At 57.1% G+C, this 16,967-nt stretch carries 13 protein-coding genes; 8 read left to right on the forward strand and 5 right to left on the reverse strand.

Features of this window, described 5'->3' with window-relative positions; genetic code table 11:
- Positions 1-12: 12 nt before the first annotated feature.
- The gene (locus ACR0BF_RS03500) at positions 13-2,442 is read right to left on the reverse strand and encodes a GcvT family protein (RefSeq protein WP_480624283.1); all 2,430 of its coding nucleotides are present in this window, start codon (positions 2,440-2,442) and stop codon (positions 13-15) included.
- 341 nt (positions 2,443-2,783) lie between these two features.
- On the opposite strand from ACR0BF_RS03500, the gene xylB reads away from it, so the two are divergent.
- From xylB to ACR0BF_RS03515, 3 genes are read left to right on the forward strand one after another with little or no spacing between them, the layout of a single operon-like run.
- On the forward strand, positions 2,784-4,241 hold the full coding sequence (gene xylB / locus ACR0BF_RS03505; RefSeq protein WP_480624284.1) for a xylulokinase: 1,458 nt from the start codon (positions 2,784-2,786) through the stop codon (positions 4,239-4,241).
- Complete coding sequence (locus ACR0BF_RS03510) at positions 4,241-5,188, forward strand: aldose epimerase family protein (RefSeq protein WP_480624285.1); 948 nt, start codon at positions 4,241-4,243, stop codon at positions 5,186-5,188. Before xylB ends, ACR0BF_RS03510 begins: the two co-directional genes overlap by 1 nt.
- Complete coding sequence (locus ACR0BF_RS03515; protein ID WP_480604073.1) at positions 5,185-6,483, forward strand: cytochrome-c peroxidase; 1,299 nt, start codon at positions 5,185-5,187, stop codon at positions 6,481-6,483. The genes ACR0BF_RS03510 and ACR0BF_RS03515 overlap by 4 nt, the downstream gene beginning before the upstream one ends.
- On the opposite strand, the gene ACR0BF_RS03520 is transcribed toward ACR0BF_RS03515, so the two are convergent.
- Together ACR0BF_RS03520 and ACR0BF_RS03525 are read right to left on the reverse strand one after the other, a co-directional pair.
- Complete coding sequence (locus tag ACR0BF_RS03520; RefSeq protein ID WP_480624286.1) at positions 6,484-7,995, reverse strand: CRTAC1 family protein; 1,512 nt, start codon at positions 7,993-7,995, stop codon at positions 6,484-6,486.
- Positions 7,985-9,202: an ROK family transcriptional regulator gene (locus ACR0BF_RS03525; protein WP_480624287.1), complete on the reverse strand. Its 1,218-nt coding sequence runs from the start codon at positions 9,200-9,202 to the stop codon at positions 7,985-7,987. Before ACR0BF_RS03525 ends, ACR0BF_RS03520 begins: the two co-directional genes overlap by 11 nt.
- 152 nt (positions 9,203-9,354) lie before the next feature.
- Here ACR0BF_RS03525 and xylF point away from each other — a divergent pair, with 152 nt between their 5' ends.
- The 5 genes from xylF (at position 9,355) to ACR0BF_RS03550 (ending at position 15,417) form a co-directional block, all read left to right on the forward strand.
- Positions 9,355-10,374 (forward strand): D-xylose ABC transporter substrate-binding protein, encoded by a 1,020-nt coding sequence (xylF, locus tag ACR0BF_RS03530; RefSeq protein ID WP_480624288.1) that lies wholly within the window; start codon positions 9,355-9,357, stop codon positions 10,372-10,374.
- A 76-nt stretch (positions 10,375-10,450) separates the two neighbouring features.
- The gene (locus ACR0BF_RS03535; protein ID WP_480624289.1) at positions 10,451-11,749 is read left to right on the forward strand and encodes a sugar ABC transporter permease; all 1,299 of its coding nucleotides are present in this window, start codon (positions 10,451-10,453) and stop codon (positions 11,747-11,749) included.
- A complete protein-coding gene (locus ACR0BF_RS03540; RefSeq protein ID WP_209504341.1) occupies positions 11,749-12,546 on the forward strand; it encodes an ATP-binding cassette domain-containing protein in 798 nt (265 codons plus the stop codon). The genes ACR0BF_RS03535 and ACR0BF_RS03540 overlap by 1 nt, the downstream gene beginning before the upstream one ends.
- A gap of 10 nt (positions 12,547-12,556) precedes the next feature.
- Positions 12,557-13,864, forward strand: a complete 1,308-nt coding sequence (gene xylA / locus ACR0BF_RS03545; protein ID WP_480624290.1) for a xylose isomerase — start codon at positions 12,557-12,559, stop codon at positions 13,862-13,864.
- 152 nt (positions 13,865-14,016) lie between these two features.
- Entirely contained in the window at positions 14,017-15,417 is a 1,401-nt protein-coding gene (locus ACR0BF_RS03550) for an MATE family efflux transporter (protein WP_480622362.1), read from the forward strand.
- Between the two features lie 9 nt (positions 15,418-15,426).
- On the opposite strand, the gene ACR0BF_RS03555 is transcribed toward ACR0BF_RS03550, so the two are convergent.
- Both ACR0BF_RS03555 and ACR0BF_RS03560 read right to left on the reverse strand, forming a co-directional pair.
- Positions 15,427-16,524, reverse strand: a complete 1,098-nt coding sequence (locus tag ACR0BF_RS03555; protein WP_480624291.1) for a M56 family metallopeptidase — start codon at positions 16,522-16,524, stop codon at positions 15,427-15,429.
- On the reverse strand, positions 16,511-16,906 hold the full coding sequence (locus tag ACR0BF_RS03560) for a BlaI/MecI/CopY family transcriptional regulator (RefSeq protein ID WP_480476368.1): 396 nt from the start codon (positions 16,904-16,906) through the stop codon (positions 16,511-16,513). Before ACR0BF_RS03560 ends, ACR0BF_RS03555 begins: the two co-directional genes overlap by 14 nt.
- Positions 16,907-16,967: the final 61 nt, after the last annotated feature.

Raw genomic sequence — 16,967 nt, forward strand, 5'->3', positions numbered from 1 at the left:
TTACTTCTGGGGTCAGGCACGCGCACGTGCGTTGGTGGGATCAACGGCGCAAGTATCGATCACCTCGGCATCGCGCATTTCGTTATGGACCAGCACCTGCATCCGTGCACCCGGCAAGGTCATGTCGTTTGGTACAAGTGCCATCGCTATGTCGTGGTTGCAATAATAAGAAAACCCACCCGACGTAACGCGACCAATCAGTTCACCGTTTGCATAAACACCTTCATCGAACATCACCGAAGTTTCGCCAAAGGGAAGTTTCAACGTGACCAGCCGTTTGTGATTGCCCTCGTATCTCTGCTTCTCCAGCGCCGCTTTTCCGATGAACTCGCGTCCCTCGGTGACGACAAACCGATCAAGGCTGGCCTCATATGGTGTCATGTCCTTGCAAATCTCACGGTTGATGGCGCGATAGGATTTTTCAAGGCGCATGGACTCCAACGCCTCAAGCCCGAAGGGTTTTACACCGGCTTTCAAAAGCAGGTCGACAAGATGGCGGTTATACCCGACCGGATGGTGCAGTTCCCAGCCCAGCTCGCCTGTGTAAGATACCCGAAGCAGGTGAACGTCTTTGGCATAACCAACTTCACCTTTTTGTGCAGAGAGCCAAGGAAAAGCTGCGTTCGTCAAATCGTTGTCGGTCAGCGGTTGCAAAATCTCGCGCGCCTTGGGACCCGCCAGAGCGATCACACCCAACTGTTCCGAAACGTCTTCAAGGATAACCGTTTGATCTTGTGGTAGCAGACGTTGCAGGTGATCCCAGTTATAGGCGCGCCAATTCGGGGTAGAGACCAGATAGAAATCATTCTCGGCATAACGGACAACTGTGTATTCCGCATCCATGCCACCTTTTGCGTTCAACAACAGCGACAGGCTCATCCGGCCCACTTTAGGCAGTTTGTTTGCCATCAGACCATCCAGCCACCGCGCGGCGCCGGGACCGCGTACAGTAAACTTGGTCATTGGCGACATCTCGATGAACCCGGCCTCTTCGCGGGTGGTGTGCACTTCCTCCTGAACGCGTTCCATGTGATTGGTGCGGCGGAAAGAATGTTCAGGGATCGCCTCTTGCGGCGATTTGGCGAACCAGCGCGGGAATTCATAGCCGTTGAAGCTGGTCCAGACTGCGCCATGCGCCGTCAGCAGATCGTAAGACCCCACGGTTTTCATTGGGCGCGCGTCCGGGAAATCTTCGCCGGGGATATGCGCGTTCATATGTGTGCCCCAGGTTTCGCGAACCTTGTCCATGGTCCAGCGTTTAGAGGCGTAGTCCGAGAAACGGCGCGGGTCCAGTTCCGACATGTCCATGCCCGGATCACCGTCGACGATCCAACGGGCCAGCCGTTCGCCCACGGTGCCGCCCCACAGAATGCCGCCGGGCATCCCTTCGGCCAGCCACAGGTTATTGTGCCCTGGCGCTGGCCCGGCAAGTGGCAATTCGTCCGGCGTCATTTGGAAGGGTCCGCGCGTGTTGGCCTTGATGCCCACCTCGCCAAGGACCGGAACCCGCTCAATAGCCCGTTCCCATTGGGTTTCCACGGCATCGAAATCCTCGGGCAAGAGGTCTGCGCCAAAGTCAGGTGGCACGCTGTCTTCGGCAAACAGCTTCAGGTCCTTGGTGAACTCATAGGGCCCGAACTGAATGCCGCCGACATCTTCGCGTAGATATGCGCCGTAATCCTCATCCCGCAGGATCGGGAACTCGGGCAAACCCTGCGCACGACGTTCCTTGAGCAGTGGAACTGTTTCCGTGGTCCAGTACTGGTGAACGATGGGAATGCAGGGCAGGTCCAGCCCAACGCGTCGGGCATTTTCACGGGCATAATTGCCGGTGGCAAAAACCAAATGCTTGCACGTGATCTCTCCCTGATTGGTGGTCACTTTCCAATGACCGCTTTCCAACTTTTCATACGCCTGTGCTTCGGTGTTCTGATAGACTGTGGCGCCCGCATCTCGCGCCAGCTTTGCCATTGCCATGGTGATGTCGGCCGGGTTCACATAGCCGTCCTCGGTATGCAGGATACCGCCGCGAATATGCTCAGACTGGTTCAGAAGGGGATGAACATCGGCAATTTCCGCGGGCGTCAGCAGTTTGCAGGGCACACCTGCAGCCTCGGCAATCGAGATATATGACTGGAATTCATCCCAACGTTTCTGGGTGTTGGCAACGCGCAGCTGACCCACTTTGCGCAAGCCTACCGACGTACCCATCTTCTGTTCGACTTCTGAATAGATGCGGATGGTTTCCATCGTCATCTTCGACACGTTATGGGACCGCACGAAGGTGACCAGCAGACCGGCGGCATGCCAGGTCGAGCCTGAGGTCAGTGTGGTCCGTTCCAGCATCACCGCATCGCTACAGCCGTGCTGTGTCAGACCGTACAGAATGGACGCGCCCACACATCCGCCGCCAACGACAACAACTTTGGCATGTGATTTCATTCGCCGATTTCCTTCTTGCGACTGATCATGGTGTCAGAAGCTCTGCCTGCCCGAAATCAGTAAGATGAGAACATTCCGAAGTTTTTACGGAAACATGTTGCCAGACAATCGCAAAAAATTTCTCCCGCGGCTTAGTTCAGGTCACCTCTTATCGGGCACCTTCGTATTGGTCGCTGTCTGGGTCTGGGTCATTCAGTGCTGTCCAGGACGACATCATTTTTATATTCCTTCTCTTGTTTCACCTTGTGATGTTAGCGCAAACTGTGTCAGTGAAACCTGATGCCTTTGCAAAACTGGGTTTCTGTTGCCTCAGTATTGCGGCTTACAAATGGGAGGAGCAGGTGTATCTCGGTCTTGATTTGGGGACGTCAGGTCTTCGGGGAATTGTGGTCAGTGAAGACGGTGACGTCGTTGCCGAGGCCGAAGCGAGCGTGAACACATCGACACCGCATCCGGGCTGGTCAGAGCAGGAACCTGCGGATTGGGTTGAAGCGTGTCAAAAGGTCGTTGCCCAGTTGCAGGGGCAAAACAGCGCTGCGTTTTCGGCAGTGCGGGGCATAGGTCTGAGCGGGCATATGCATGGCGCAACGCTTCTGGACCGAAATGGTAGCGTATTGAGGCCCTGTGTCCTTTGGAACGACACAAGGTCTGCCCGAGAAGCTGCCGAACTGGATGCGCTTTCCGCGATGCGATCGATCACCGGAAACATCGTTTTTCCCGGCTTCACTGCGCCCAAGCTGGAATGGATGCGCAGGCATGAACCTGACGTTTTTGAAAAAACCTCCAAAGTCTTGCTCCCCAAAGACTATTTACGCTTCTGGCTGACCGGAGAATACATAAGTGAATTGTCCGACAGCGCGGGTACAGCTTGGTTGGACGTCGGACGTCGGAAATGGTCGGAAACAGCGCTTGAGCTCAGCCACATGCGCCGGGATCAGATGCCCGAACTGGTCGAAGGCAGCGCCGTCGGGGGCGAGCTGAGGGCGGAGATATTGCAGCACTGGGGCCTGACCGGACCCGTAGTCGTTGCGGGCGGGGCAGGCGACAACGCCGCGGCTGCCTGTGGTATAGGAAGTATCGTCGAAGGCAGCGGTTTTCTATCGCTGGGAACGTCGGGTGTGCTGCTGGTTGCCAAAGACAGTTACGCGCCCGCACCGGAAACGGCGGTTCACTGCTTCTGCCACGCGGTGCCGGACCACTGGATTCAAATGGGTGTCATCCTGTCGGCGACCAACAGTCTGAACTGGCTGTCCCGGAACCTCGGCCAATCCGTTGGTGCACTCGCATCGGCGTTGCCGGATACCGTCACCGGGCCGTCGAAGACCAAGTTCCTGCCATATCTGTCGGGGGAACGTACCCCTCATAATGACAGCGCTATCCGGGGGGCGTTTATGGGGCTGGATATTGCGTCGGATCCAGAGGATCTTGCACAGTCCGTGATGGAAGGTGTCTCGTTCGCGCTGCGAGATTGCCTTGAGGCCCTCAGGAGCACGGGAACCAAGCCTGAAAGCCTGATGGTCGTCGGTGGGGGCGCACGATCCCGTTTCTGGGTCGAGACGCTGGCAACTGTTCTGAACATCCCGCTTGCCTTGCCTAAAGGCAGTGAATTCGGAGCCGCCATAGGCGCGGCACGCCTTGCTGCCTGTGCAGTAAAAGATGCAGACCCGGCGGAACTCATGACATCGCCAGAAATCTCTGAAATTGTTCAGCCGCGCGCGGGGTTATTCGACGCCTATGAGGCTGAATATCAAAGATACCGCCAGTTTTATGCGGCACTATCCCCCTTGTCTGCGCCATGATGAAGGGCGTCACTTCCCTACCCATCGAACAGGTTGTTCTGGAAGATGGTGCGATGTCGGTTTCCCTGCTGAGCTATGGGGCGATCACACAAGGTTGGTGGATCGGTGAAACGCCCTTGATCCTGGGCTATCCAAACCCGCAGGAATATCTGACGGACCCATATTATCTGGGTGCAATCGTGGGTCGCGTCGCCAATCGGATCGGTGGCGCAAAGTTTAAAATGCAGGATGCCGCTTATCGCCTGACAGCGAATGAGGGGGAAAACACGCTGCATGGCGGTGCGCTCGGGCTGTCGCGCAGCCACTGGATTATCAGGAAGACTAAGCCGAACCGTGCGGTTCTTTCCTTGACGTCACCTGACGGCGATGATGGTTTTCCCGGAGAAATCAGGTTCGAGATTCATGTCAAGCTGGCTTTTCCACGGCTGACTTACACGATCACCGCATGGCCGGACCGGCCTACGCCGATCAGCATTGCGCAGCACAATTACTATACTCTTGGGCGCCAAAGCGGTATTCTTGACAGCCGGTTGGCCCTGAATTCAAAGCGGGTACTGGAACTGGACGACAGCTCCATTCCGACAGGCGTCGTGAATGAGATCGAAAACCAAGGGCTGGATTTCTCATCCGTGCGCGTTATCGGTGATGAGGGGCGTGGCCTTGACCACTACTTCGTGTTTGAAGAGGCGGGCAAATCAAATCGACCGGTTGCAACGGTTGAAACACCGTCAGGTTTGCGCATGAATGTTTACTCTGATCAGCCCGGCGCGCAGGTCTATTCCGCCGCGCACCTGTCTGATCCTTTCACGCCATGCGCAGGGCTTTGCATTGAGCCTTCCGGTTACACGGACGCTGTGAACCACCCCTTGTTTCCGTCCGTCATCTATTCTCCGGACAAACCCTATAAACAAGTTCTGACGTTGGAAATCTCAGGGGATCAGGTATGAGAGTTGGGATATCGGTGTATGCTCTGGCCTTTTGCGTGACACTGTCGGCGGCGCAGGCGCAGGACCTCGGGCCGCTTCCTCAATTTGTAGAACCGGACCTTGCCAAGGTCGAACTGGGACAGTTGCTGTTTTACGACCCGATCCTGTCGGGGAACAAAAACATCAGCTGCGCCACTTGTCATCATCCGAAACTGGGAACGTCAGACGCGCTGTCTCTGGGTATCGGTGAAGGCGGTGTGGGGCTGGGGGCAGCGCGCAGGCTTGATCAGGAAAACATGCCCGAGCAGCGCATTCCCCGAAATGCACCGGGGCTGTGGAACCTTGGGGCGCTGGAATTCACCACCTTCTTTCATGACGGGCGTCTTGAGGCAGACCCGTCACAGCCTGACGGGTTCAGAACGCCCTTGGGCACAGATATGAGGCCGGGCTTCCAATCTGCACTGGCCGCGCAAGCGATGTTCCCGGTCTTGTCGGCTGACGAAATGGCGGGCCACTATTCGGAAAACGAAGTGAGCAAAGCCGTACGTCTTGGTTTGCTGACCCAAAAGGATGGCGCATGGGATCTTATCGCGGCGCGTGTTGCCGCAATCCCGGAATACAGGACACGCTTTGACCAGCTCGCGCCCGGAGAAGAGATCACTTTTACCGCAATCGCCAATATCATTGCTGATTTCATCGCTTTTGAATGGCGCGCTGACAACAGCCTGTTTGATCGTGCGCTGCAAGGAAAAGAGGTGCTGCCCGAGCAGGCGCAAATGGGGCTCGACCTTTTTTACGGCAAGGCCGGGTGCAGCACCTGCCATTCCGGCTGGTTCCAGACGGATCATGGGTTTCATTCTATCGCCATGCCGCAAATCGGGCCGGGAAAAGCCGCCCGGTTCGAGAACCATGTTCGCGATGACGGGCGATTGCGTGTGACGGGCAATGCGGATGACGCCTTCACATTTCGCACGCCATCCTTGCGTAATGTAACCCTGACGGCACCCTATGGTCACAACGGAGCCTACGCGCGGCTTGAAGATGTTGTCCGTCATCATCTGGATCCGGTCGCAGCTTTGCGCAGCTACTCGATCGAAAAAGCAGCGTTGCCAGAGTTTCCGGGCGCGGAAGATCAAAAAGCCTTGCTCGACCCCACGTTGATCGAGGCGATTGCAGCGTCGAATGAACTGGCCCCAATCAGCCTGAGTGATGACGAGGTGAACGCCATTCTAAGTTTCCTCAGCACACTGGAAGACCCGGCAGTCCGGCTGGGTGTGCCTGCGCATGTGCCCAGCGGTTTGCCTGTTGATCAATGATCAGCGGTCGATGCGAAGCACCTGATTGCTTCTGAAGGGCTGCCAATCACCAACTGTGCCGTCTGGCCAGATAACCCGCAGCGCCAGTTCGTCCGCGTTGCCCAGGCCAAAGTGATGAAGCCCTGAGATGCCGCTTGCGTGACCGCCGCCAATGGTCACTTCCCGTGTTTGAATTCCGTCGGTGGTTTTGACCTCGATGAAGCTGCCGACAGCTGCGCGGTTGGAACGATCCTGGCCAAGATCAACCTGAACCCAGTTTCCAAGTTGTTGTTCGTTCTGAAATACTTCAAGCGCTGACCCGCGATTGACCACGACCAGATCAAGCGATCCATCCCCGTTCAGGTCCGCCAGGGCTCCACCGCGGGACTTGCCCATAGAGGCGACACCCGCCGCTGAGGCAGCCTCGAAAAACTGATCATCTGCGGATTGCAGCAACAGGTTGTTGGGGTCAGTTTGCGCTGCATCGGGCATCTGTTCGACATTGCCCTTGGCGACAAATATGTCGTCGCGCCCGTCGTTGTTGACGTCGCCGAACTGCGCATGCCAGCCGGTTGAGGGGCGGCCATCGCCACCAACATGCGGCCTGTGCGCCGTTGTTCCCCGGTCATAAGTCGCGTCGCGCCATGTCGGCCCCTCGGCAGTGGGATCAAAGATCTGAAACTTCTGGTCCCCCATCGAGGTCAGGTAAACATCCGGGAAGCCGTCCCCTGATATATCCCTTGATGCAATCCCCATGCCCCAGATCGAATAGGGCAGCCACCCATCTTCCGGCGCGTAAAGGCGTGGCGTATCTTCCATATCCCAAAGCTGCTCTTGCCCGCCGCGCACATAGTAATGGCGGTCGTTACTGACACGCAGGTCCGCGCGCCCGCTGCGCGCCCAGTCGGAAAACAGAATGGACAAGGAACAATGTCCCGGTGCCAGGTGGAGAGGTGGGCCATAGGCCGCCCCTTCGGGGCGATACAAAAGCGTCGGCCCGCAGGCTTCAAACGGGCCATCGGGGTTGGTTCGGTCGACATATGTTCCAAAAGCCAGTGTCGGCAGGGTTTGACCGCTTTCCCAAGTGGCGGAGAATCCGGTGGACCAGTGATCCTGAGACTGGAAATTCAACGAGGTGAACGGTTCGAATGCGCAATTTGGTTTGCCACGCAACAAAACGTCTTCACCAACGCGCAATACTGCCAGGTCCACAAACCCGTCTCCATCGATATCCAGTGGGTAAGCGCCGGTCACGCCGGTCAGAGACAGTGCGCTTGGCGTTTCTGACCGAAAACTGACATTGGGTCCTGATGTGTTGACAAACAATTGAGCCGGATTAGTTCCTCCTGCGGCAAACAGCTCGGGCCGATCATCGCCGTTGCAGTCAAAAACGGCAACGCCTCCGCCGACGAAGTGCTCCCACCCGCCGTCGTAAACATGGCTGGGGACGTCGATGCTGTGAAACTGTGGCAGGCTGATGTCAGCCAAGGCGGCAGACGCTGTCGCTAGCAGGATCGCCAGTTCAACTCGCATTTTCCGCCAGTTCCCTGACTTTCAAAATCGAGACTTGTTCGATCCCATAGGCCGCCGCCCCTTTTGCCCACATTGAATCCCCCCAATGGTTTACGTTGATTTCAGGCAGCGGCGCGTCAACGCTGACAACACCGTTATTGATGCGGGTCATCACTGCGTCGGAATGCAGGTATTCAAAGCTGCCTCGGGTGCCGGACAGGATGATACATTCCGGATCGAACAGATTGATCAGGTTGGAAAGCCCCATTCCAAACATCTGACCAGCGCGCGACAAAACGGAAATGGACCGGGCATCACCGGATTGGGCAGCTGCGTGAATATCAGCAAGAGTGTGCGGGTCAGTAGCCTGGCTGGCAATGGTTGCCTCGCGGATCAGGGCATATTCCCCAACATAAGCTTCAAGGCATCCGCGCTGCCCGCACTGACATAACGCGCCATCCAGCTGAACTTTGACATGCCCGAATTCCGCACCGCAGCCGCGCTCGCCGCGATATAGCTTGCCATCCAACACAATGCCCAGACCAATGCCGTGTTCTATCGTGACAACCAGAAAGTTCTTCAACCCTTTGCCAAGCCCGAAAAGCTGTTCGGCCTTTGCAACCAGATTAGCGTCATTCTCGATGAACGCGGGGCAGGGGAGCACTTGAGACAGAAGCGGGCTCAGATCCACGTTGCGCACTGTCAGCGAAGATGACCAATGTACAAAGTTCCGCTCTGCGTCGACCAATCCGGCAATGCCTATGCAGACGCCGGAGACGTCTGTCAGGGACTTGCTTGCAGAGACGCAGGCCTGTTCCAGCGCCGCGCATATCTTTTTTGCAAACGCCTCCGGGGCCATCCGGGCCTCCTCCAGCGGATGAGTGTAAGAGGTGATCTCGGTGCCTTCAAAATCGACCAAGATGACTGAAATCTGGTGCCGGGCCACTTTTACACCGGCAATCAGGTGACATCCGCCATACAGCTTCAGCAGCACACGTGGTCTGCCGCGGCGCGCGGATTTTGACGGTGTTTCGCTTTCGATTTCCTGAATCAGACCAGCTGAAAGCAGATCTGACGTTGCCGCCGTCACTGTCGCTGGGCTGGTCTCAAGCGCGCTTGCAATGTCGATCCGCGATATCGCGCCGGTCGACCGGATTTGTTCCAGTACACGCAAACGGGTGATGTTTCGTTGATCCGTAGCGTTTGAAGAAACCTTGCTTTTCAGCATCCTGCCCTCGCGAATCTGGTGATTTCCTAAGCGTAAGCGGTTTTTCTTCTTTCCGGTAGCATAAATATTTTACTGACTGAAATAAATATGATACTCAGAATTGTGAGAGCCACGAATCATGAAGCGATGGCTCGATAAACCGGGAGGAAATCATGAAACGAATTCTCAGCGCTTCTGCTGTGGCCGTCCTGATGGGGACGGTTGCGTTTGCAGAAACCACGGTCGGTGTCAGCTGGTCGAACTTCCAGGAAGAGCGCTGGAAAACCGACGAAGCGGCGATCAAAGCCGCGCTTGAGGCAGGCGGTGCCGAGTATATTTCGGCAGATGCGCAATCGTCGTCGGCCAAGCAATTGTCGGATATTGAAAGCCTGATCGCCCAGGGTGTTGATGCGCTGATCATTCTGGCGCAGGATTCCCAGGCCATCGGTCCAGCTGTTCAGGCAGCGGCCGACGAAGGTATCCCAGTCATCGCTTATGACCGTTTGATCGAAGATGATCGGGCCTTCTACCTGACCTTTGACAATGTCGAAGTCGGTCGTATGCAGGCGCGCGCGGTGTTCGACGCGATGCCCAAGGGCAACTATGTGATGATCAAGGGCTCGCCAACCGACCCGAACGCGGATTTCCTGCGCGGTGGCCAACAGGAGATCATCCAGGGCGCTGTTGACAGTGGTGACATTGTGATCGTCGGCGAAGCCTATACCGATGGCTGGCTGCCTGCGAACGCGCAGCGCAACATGGAACAGATCCTGACGGCCAACGAAAACAAAGTCGATGCTGTGGTCGCGTCAAATGACGGAACTGCAGGCGGTGTTGTTGCTGCACTGACCGCACAAGGTATGGACGGCATTCCGGTGTCAGGTCAGGATGGCGACCATGCGGCGCTGAACCGGGTGGCCAAAGGCACACAAACCGTTTCGGTCTGGAAAGACGCACGTGAGCTGGGCAAGGCCGCAGGTGAAATCGCAGTCGCGCTAAGCGGCGGAACGGCTGCAGCAGACGTTGAAGGCGCGGTCAGCTGGACTTCGCCAGGTGGAACCGAGATGACGTCAGTCTTCCTGGCACCTGTGCCGATCACCAAAGACAACCTGTCCGTTGTGGTCGATGCTGGCTGGATTCCGCTGGAACACCTGTGCCAGGGCGTCGAAAACGGTCCTGCACCCTGTAACTAAGTCAAGTGTCCAAACCATAACGTCTCTGGCCCGCAAGGTCGGGCCAGAGACCATAGCTGAACATGAAAGATCGGATATGACCGAAACTTCGTCTCAGCCGGTACCCCAAAAAGCAAAGGCCAGCCTGTTCCAGCAACTGGAACTGGACATGCGGCTATTGGGCATGATCGGCGCCTTCATCATCCTGTGCATCGGCTTCAACATCGTAACGGATGGCCGTTTTCTGACGCCCAGAAACCTGTTCAACCTGTCGATTCAGACGGTCTCGGTCGCGATCATGGCCTGTGGCATGGTGTTCATTATCGTGATGCGCCACATTGATCTTTCGGTCGGCGCGCTGCTGGCGACCACATCCGCCGTCATGGCGATGACCCAGACCGAGATTCTGCCGAACGTGCTGGGGCTAGGTTTGAATCACCCGGCCACCTGGGCAATCACCCTTGTTGTCGGCCTTGCAGTTGGAACCTTGATCGGCGCATTCCACGGTTGGATGGTCGGCTATCTGACCATACCGGCCTTTATCGTGACGCTTGGCGGTTTTCTGGTCTGGCGCAACGTCGCCTGGTACATGACCGATGGCCAGACTATCGGCCCGCTGGACAGCACCTTCCTGATATTTGGCGGAACCAACGGGACATTGGGAACAACGGTCAGCCTTCTGTTCGGCCTTGCCGCCACCGCTATTGCGGTTTGGGCGTTGTGGAGCGGTCGCCGCTCCAAGGCTGCCCATGGGTTTCCTGTGAAACCGGTTTGGGCTGAAACTACATTGGCGGGGATCATTGGCATCGCCATTATGGGCTATGTCTTGATCGTCAACAGCTACTCGATTCCCACCCGCAGGCTGGAACGTATGTTCGAAGCGCGCGGCGAGGCCCTGCCTGAGGGGCTTGTTGTGGGTTATGGTATCCCGATCTCGGTTCTGATCCTGATCCTTGTTGCGGTAACCTTGACTGTTGTGGCCCGCAAAACCCGCTTTGGCCGCTATATCTTTGCCACGGGGGGCAACCCGGATGCGGCGGAACTGTCGGGCATCAACACTCGCATGATGACCGTCAAGATCTTTGCCCTGATGGGGTTCCTGTGTGCGCTGTCGGCGGTCGTGGCTTCGGCCCGCCTGGCCAACCACTCGAACGATATCGGCACATTGGATGAGCTGCGCGTGATTGCTGCGGCCGTAATCGGCGGCACGGCGCTGTCCGGTGGTATCGGTACGATCTACGGCGCGATCCTTGGCGCGCTGATCATGCAGGCGCTTCAATCGGGCATGGCTATGGTTGGCGTGGACGCACCGTTTCAGAACATCGTCGTGGGCACCGTTCTGGTTTTGGCCGTCTATATCGACATCGTCTATCGCAAACGTCTGGGAGCGAAATGATGCAAGCACAAGAAACACAGAACCAAACTTCGGGCCGAGGGTCCGGCCAGCCTCCGCTTGTCGAAATGCGCGATATCTCGATTTCGTTCGGCGGCATCAAGGCGGTGGACCGTGTCTCGGTCGACTTGTACCCGGGCGAGGTTGTTGGCCTTCTGGGCCACAACGGGGCCGGTAAATCTACGCTGATCAAGGTGCTTTCGGGTGCCTATCAGAAGGACCACGGAGAGATCCTGATCGACGGCAAGAAGGTTGAGATCAACAACCCCCGCGATGCGCGTGCCAACAATATCGAGACGATCTATCAGACGCTGGCCTTGGCGGACAATCTGGATGCAAGTTCGAACCTTTTCCTGGGGCGGGAAATGGTAACGCCTTTCGGGCTGGTCAACGATGCTGCGATGGAGGCCGAATGCCGCAAGATCATGGCACAGTTGAACCCGAACTTTCAGAAGTTCAACGACCCGGTCTCGGCGCTATCCGGTGGTCAGCGGCAGTCGGTGGCCATCGCGCGTGCGGTATATTTCAATGCGCGCATCCTGATCATGGACGAGCCCACAGCCGCGCTTGGCCCGCACGAAACACAGATGGTGGCGGACCTGATCCAGCAGCTCAAGGCGCAAGGGATCGGAATTTTCCTGATCGACCACGATGTGCATGCAGTAATGGAGTTGTGCGACCGGGCTTCGGTCATGAAAAACGGGCAACTGGTTGGCACAGTCGACATCGCCGATGTCACGGATGACGATTTGCTGTCGATGATCATTCTGGGCAAGAAACCTGGTGAAAAGACGGAATGAGGTAAAAGAGATGACGAGCGGTTTCTTTCAGGGGATCGAGCAGGTCCAATTCGAGGGCGAAAACAGTAAGAACCCGCTCGCATTCCGTCACTACAACCCGGACGAGATCGTCATGGGTAAGCGCATGGAGGATCACCTGCGTTTTGCTGTGGCGTGGTGGCACTCGTTTGCCTGGGAAGGCGGGGATCCGTTTGGTGGCTCGACTTTTGAACGCCCATGGCATCCGCAAGACGACATGGGCCGCGCGAAGATGAAGGCCGATATCGCCTTTGAGATGTTTCAGATCCTGGGACAGCCCTATTTCTGCTGGCATGACGCGGATATCCGCCCTGAGCATGGGAACTTCGCCGACAATCTGCGCACGCTGAATGAGATCACCGATTATATCGGTGAAAAGATGCAGGCATCCGGCACCAAGCTGTTGTGGGGAACGGCCAACATGTTCAGCCACCGTCGCTGGATGGGGGGTGCCAGCACCAACCCCGACCCCGACGTCTTTGCTTTCGCTGCCGCCACGGTGAAATCCTGTTTGGACGCGACCCACAAACTGGGCGGCGAGAACTATGTGCTTTGGGGTGGACGCGAGGGCTACGAGACGCTGCTCAATACCGACATGAAGGCCGAACTGGATCATATGGGCCGGTTCCTGAACATGGTGGTCGAGTACAAGCACAAGATCGGCTTCAAAGGCACGATCCTCGTCGAACCCAAACCGCAGGAGCCGTCCAAGCATCAATATGATTTCGATGCGGCAACCTGTATCGGTTTCCTGCGCAAGTACGGCCTCGAGGATGAGGTCAAGCTGAACCTGGAACAAGGGCACGCAATTCTGGCAGGACACAGTTTCGAACATGAGATCGCTGTTGCTGCGGCTGAGGGTATGCTTGGGTCCATCGACATGAACCGGAACGATTACCAGTCCGGGTGGGATACGGATCAGTTCCCCAACAACACGCCCGAAGTCGCGCTGGCTTATTACCACATCCTGAAAGCGGGCGGGTTTACCACGGGTGGCACCAACTTCGACGCTAAACTTCGCAGGCAATCCATCGACGCCGAAGACCTGATCGCTGCGCATGTGGGCGGGATGGATATCTGTGCCCGGGGCCTGAAAGCGGCAGCTGCGATGCTTGAAGATGGTGGTCTGGAACAGGCGCTGGCCGACCGGTATGCAGGCTGGAAAACGCCTAAAGCTCAGGCGATGCTAACCTCTGGCCTCGACGAGATTGCAGCGCGGGTGATTGCCGAAGACCTCAATCCTCAGCCACGCTCGGGGCGTCAGGAAGTGCTTGAGAATTACGTGAACCGCTTTGTGTGATTCCTGTCGGCTCAGCCTGAACTGAAATAATCGGTGTACAAAGCCCCGGAAACGCGTGAGTTTACTTAGGCGTTGCCCGGGGCTTTCCCTTGTCGAACGCAGTGGCATCATGGGCCCGTCTGGGTCGCGCAGATGGGACGACCAGAGTATTGGTGGAAAAATCATCAGGTAAGGCAATCTTTCTAAGTGGCAACCTGATGCTGCATGTGACGCGCATGTCGCTGACCACGAGCATTGGATTGATGGCGATCTTTGCTGTCGATTTTGTCGATATGGTCTTTATCTCGATGCTGGGCAACGACGCGCTGGCCGCAGCGGTAGGTTATGCCGGGACGCTGCTGTTTTTTACGAACGCCATCAATATCGGTCTGTCGATTTCTGCCGGGGCGCTGGTCGCGCGTGAGTTGGGCGGCGGGCGGGTCGAACAGGCAAGGCAATACGCGTCCAGTGTCGCCGTGCTGGGGCTGATCGTCGGGTTGGTAACCTCCGTTTTGGTGCTGCTGAACGTCAGCTTTCTGCTGTCGCTGCTTGGCGCAAAGGGCGAGGTTTTGCGGCTGGCGACGCGCTATGTGTCGATCATTCTGCCGACTATGTGGGTGATGTCGATTGCGATGGCAGCGATGGCTGTGCTGCGCGCCCACGGCGATGCGCGCCGATCAATGATGGCAACGATTTACGGCGGCGTTGTGAATGCAGTTCTTGACCCGATTTTGATATTTGCCGTTGGACTGGGGTTGGATGGGGCCGCGATAGCCTCAGTTCTGGCGCGGCTATGTATGTTGGGCGCAGCCTTATGGCCCGCGCTGCGGGTGCATCAGGGGTTTGCACGCCCATCGATGAAACAGGTGGCACAGGATTTTCGGCCCGTGCGGGCCATCGCAATCCCTGCTGTTCTGACGAACGTCGCCACGCCGATCGGGAATGCCATCGTTGTTCGGGAAATCGCGCAGTTCGGAACGGATGCAGTTGCGGGTATGGCGGTGATCGGGCGGCTGTTGCCGGTCGCGTTTTCGGTCATCTTTGCGCTGTCCGGCGCGATAGGGCCAATCATCGGGCAGAATTTCGGGGCAGAAAAATTTGATCGCGTGCGCACTGCGTTTCTGGCCGGGATCAAGTTCACCGCAATCTATGTTCTTTGCATGTCGGCTATTTTGTTTTTGCTGCGGTCCCCAATTGCAAATTTGTTCGCAGCCCAGGGGGAAACGCGCGTACTAATTTACTTGTTCTGTGGCCCGCTGGCATTGGCTTCTTTCTTCAACGGTGTGATTTTTGTGACAAATGCCAGTTTCAACAATCTAGGCCATCCGGTCTATTCCACGTGGATAAACTGGGGTCGTCACACCATTGGCACATGGGTGTTTGCCACAATTGGCTCACAAATCGCCGGGGCGTCGGGCGTTCTGTTGGGGCAGGCTTTTGGGGGCGTCATCTTTGCTGTCATAGGATGGGTTCTTGTCGCGCGCGTTGTTGCGCGGCTGGAACGCGTGCAATCGCCCGAGCCTTTTACCGATCAGGGGCGACTTCACTCGCTGTTCGGGCGTCGCGGCTGGTAAGCGATCAGGTCAGTTCCCCTGATTGCGCGCCTCCAGTCGTTCCAAGTTGACCACCGTTGACAGCATCAGGCGGTCATGGCTCCAATCCCGTGTCTGCTGGATTGAGGCCGACCCCAGAGCCAAAAGGGCGCCAAAGATCAGCGTCATGCCGAGGAACAATGCCGGCAAGGCGGGTACCGAAGGCTGAACATCGGTCAGTGCGATTACACGTTGCCGCAGTACGCGCTTTGCCTTGCCGCCTGTCACAAAAGCAACATTCAGAACGCGTGGGCTGTTGGTTGAGATTGTCCGGGCGCAATAGTCCAGCAGGCACGCCGTGTATTCCCGCGCATCAATCCGTTTGCGCGCAACAACCGACTGGTCACAGGCCAACTCGCGCAGCCGGCCGAATTGATACTTGAGCATCAGGTAGGCAGGGTTCCAGAACAAAAGCGGACGCAGCAGCTCAAACCCCAGTTCCCATTCCACATCACCAGTACGGATATGCTGAAACTCGTGAGCGAGCGCAAAACGCAACTCTCGCGGGGTGTCCAGCAAATGGCTAGGCAGAACGACGTGGCGGCGGCGAAGTCCGCGCACGGCGAACGGCACGGTGATGCGATCGGACAGGCGAATATCCACCTTGGCAGACCGCCGCCAAAGAAAACTGGAATTGACAGTCTGACGGATCGCCATTGCGTCCCGCAAGGCACGCGCGGCGTACACGGCAGCGACACAGGCAAGTATGGCGGCAACGAGGGTGATCACAGGTTGCTGTCCCGACAATGCAAGATCTACCCACCTTTCGCGAGTGTTCAGCAGTGCTTCAAACTGCGTCGCAGGCATTGCGATGTCACCGCGCAGATAGGCCGCAACAGCGATATCACCAAGGGCCACGGCACTGCCCGGCCAAGCGTAGGTCGTCAGCGACGACACGCAAACCGCCAGAAACGGGCTGGCAAGGACGCAGATGCACAGGGTCTTGAGGGCCCGCAACTGTACAACATAGCCATTGCGCAGTGCGGTGCGGCTTAGGGCCGTGCGGGTCATCAGCCAGATGACCGCCGAAAAGGCCAGCACGATGTTGAGTTCGATGAATACGTCGAGAACCGGTCTAACCGCTGTCATTTTGCAGTCTCCTCTCTACCAGTGCTCGAATTTCCTCCAGGTCGGCTTCGCTCAGCCCCGCGTCGTCGACCAGCCGCGCCACCAGTGTGGCGGGGGTGTCGTCAAAAAGCGTGCGCGACAGATTTTGCAGCGAACGGGCCTGATATCTGTCCTTTTCCAGAAGCGGCGTATAGATCAGGGTTTTTCCCGACTTTTGGCTTTCCACAAAACCCTTCTCGTCCAGAATGCGCAGGATCGTGGCCCCGGATGTATAGGCCAGGTTGCGTTCTGACGGCAGGCGGTCCAGGACATCACGCACCGAGCCTTGCCCGAGGGCCCAGAGCTCGTTCATGAACTCCAGTTCGACCTCGGTCAGCAGATTTGTCGTCTTTTTCTTTCGCATCGGTCTCGGTGTCGTCATGGTTATTATGCCTGACAGACAAGCATCCTTTCGCGATTTCTCA

Source organism: Ruegeria sp. AG7 (assembly GCF_056541545.1).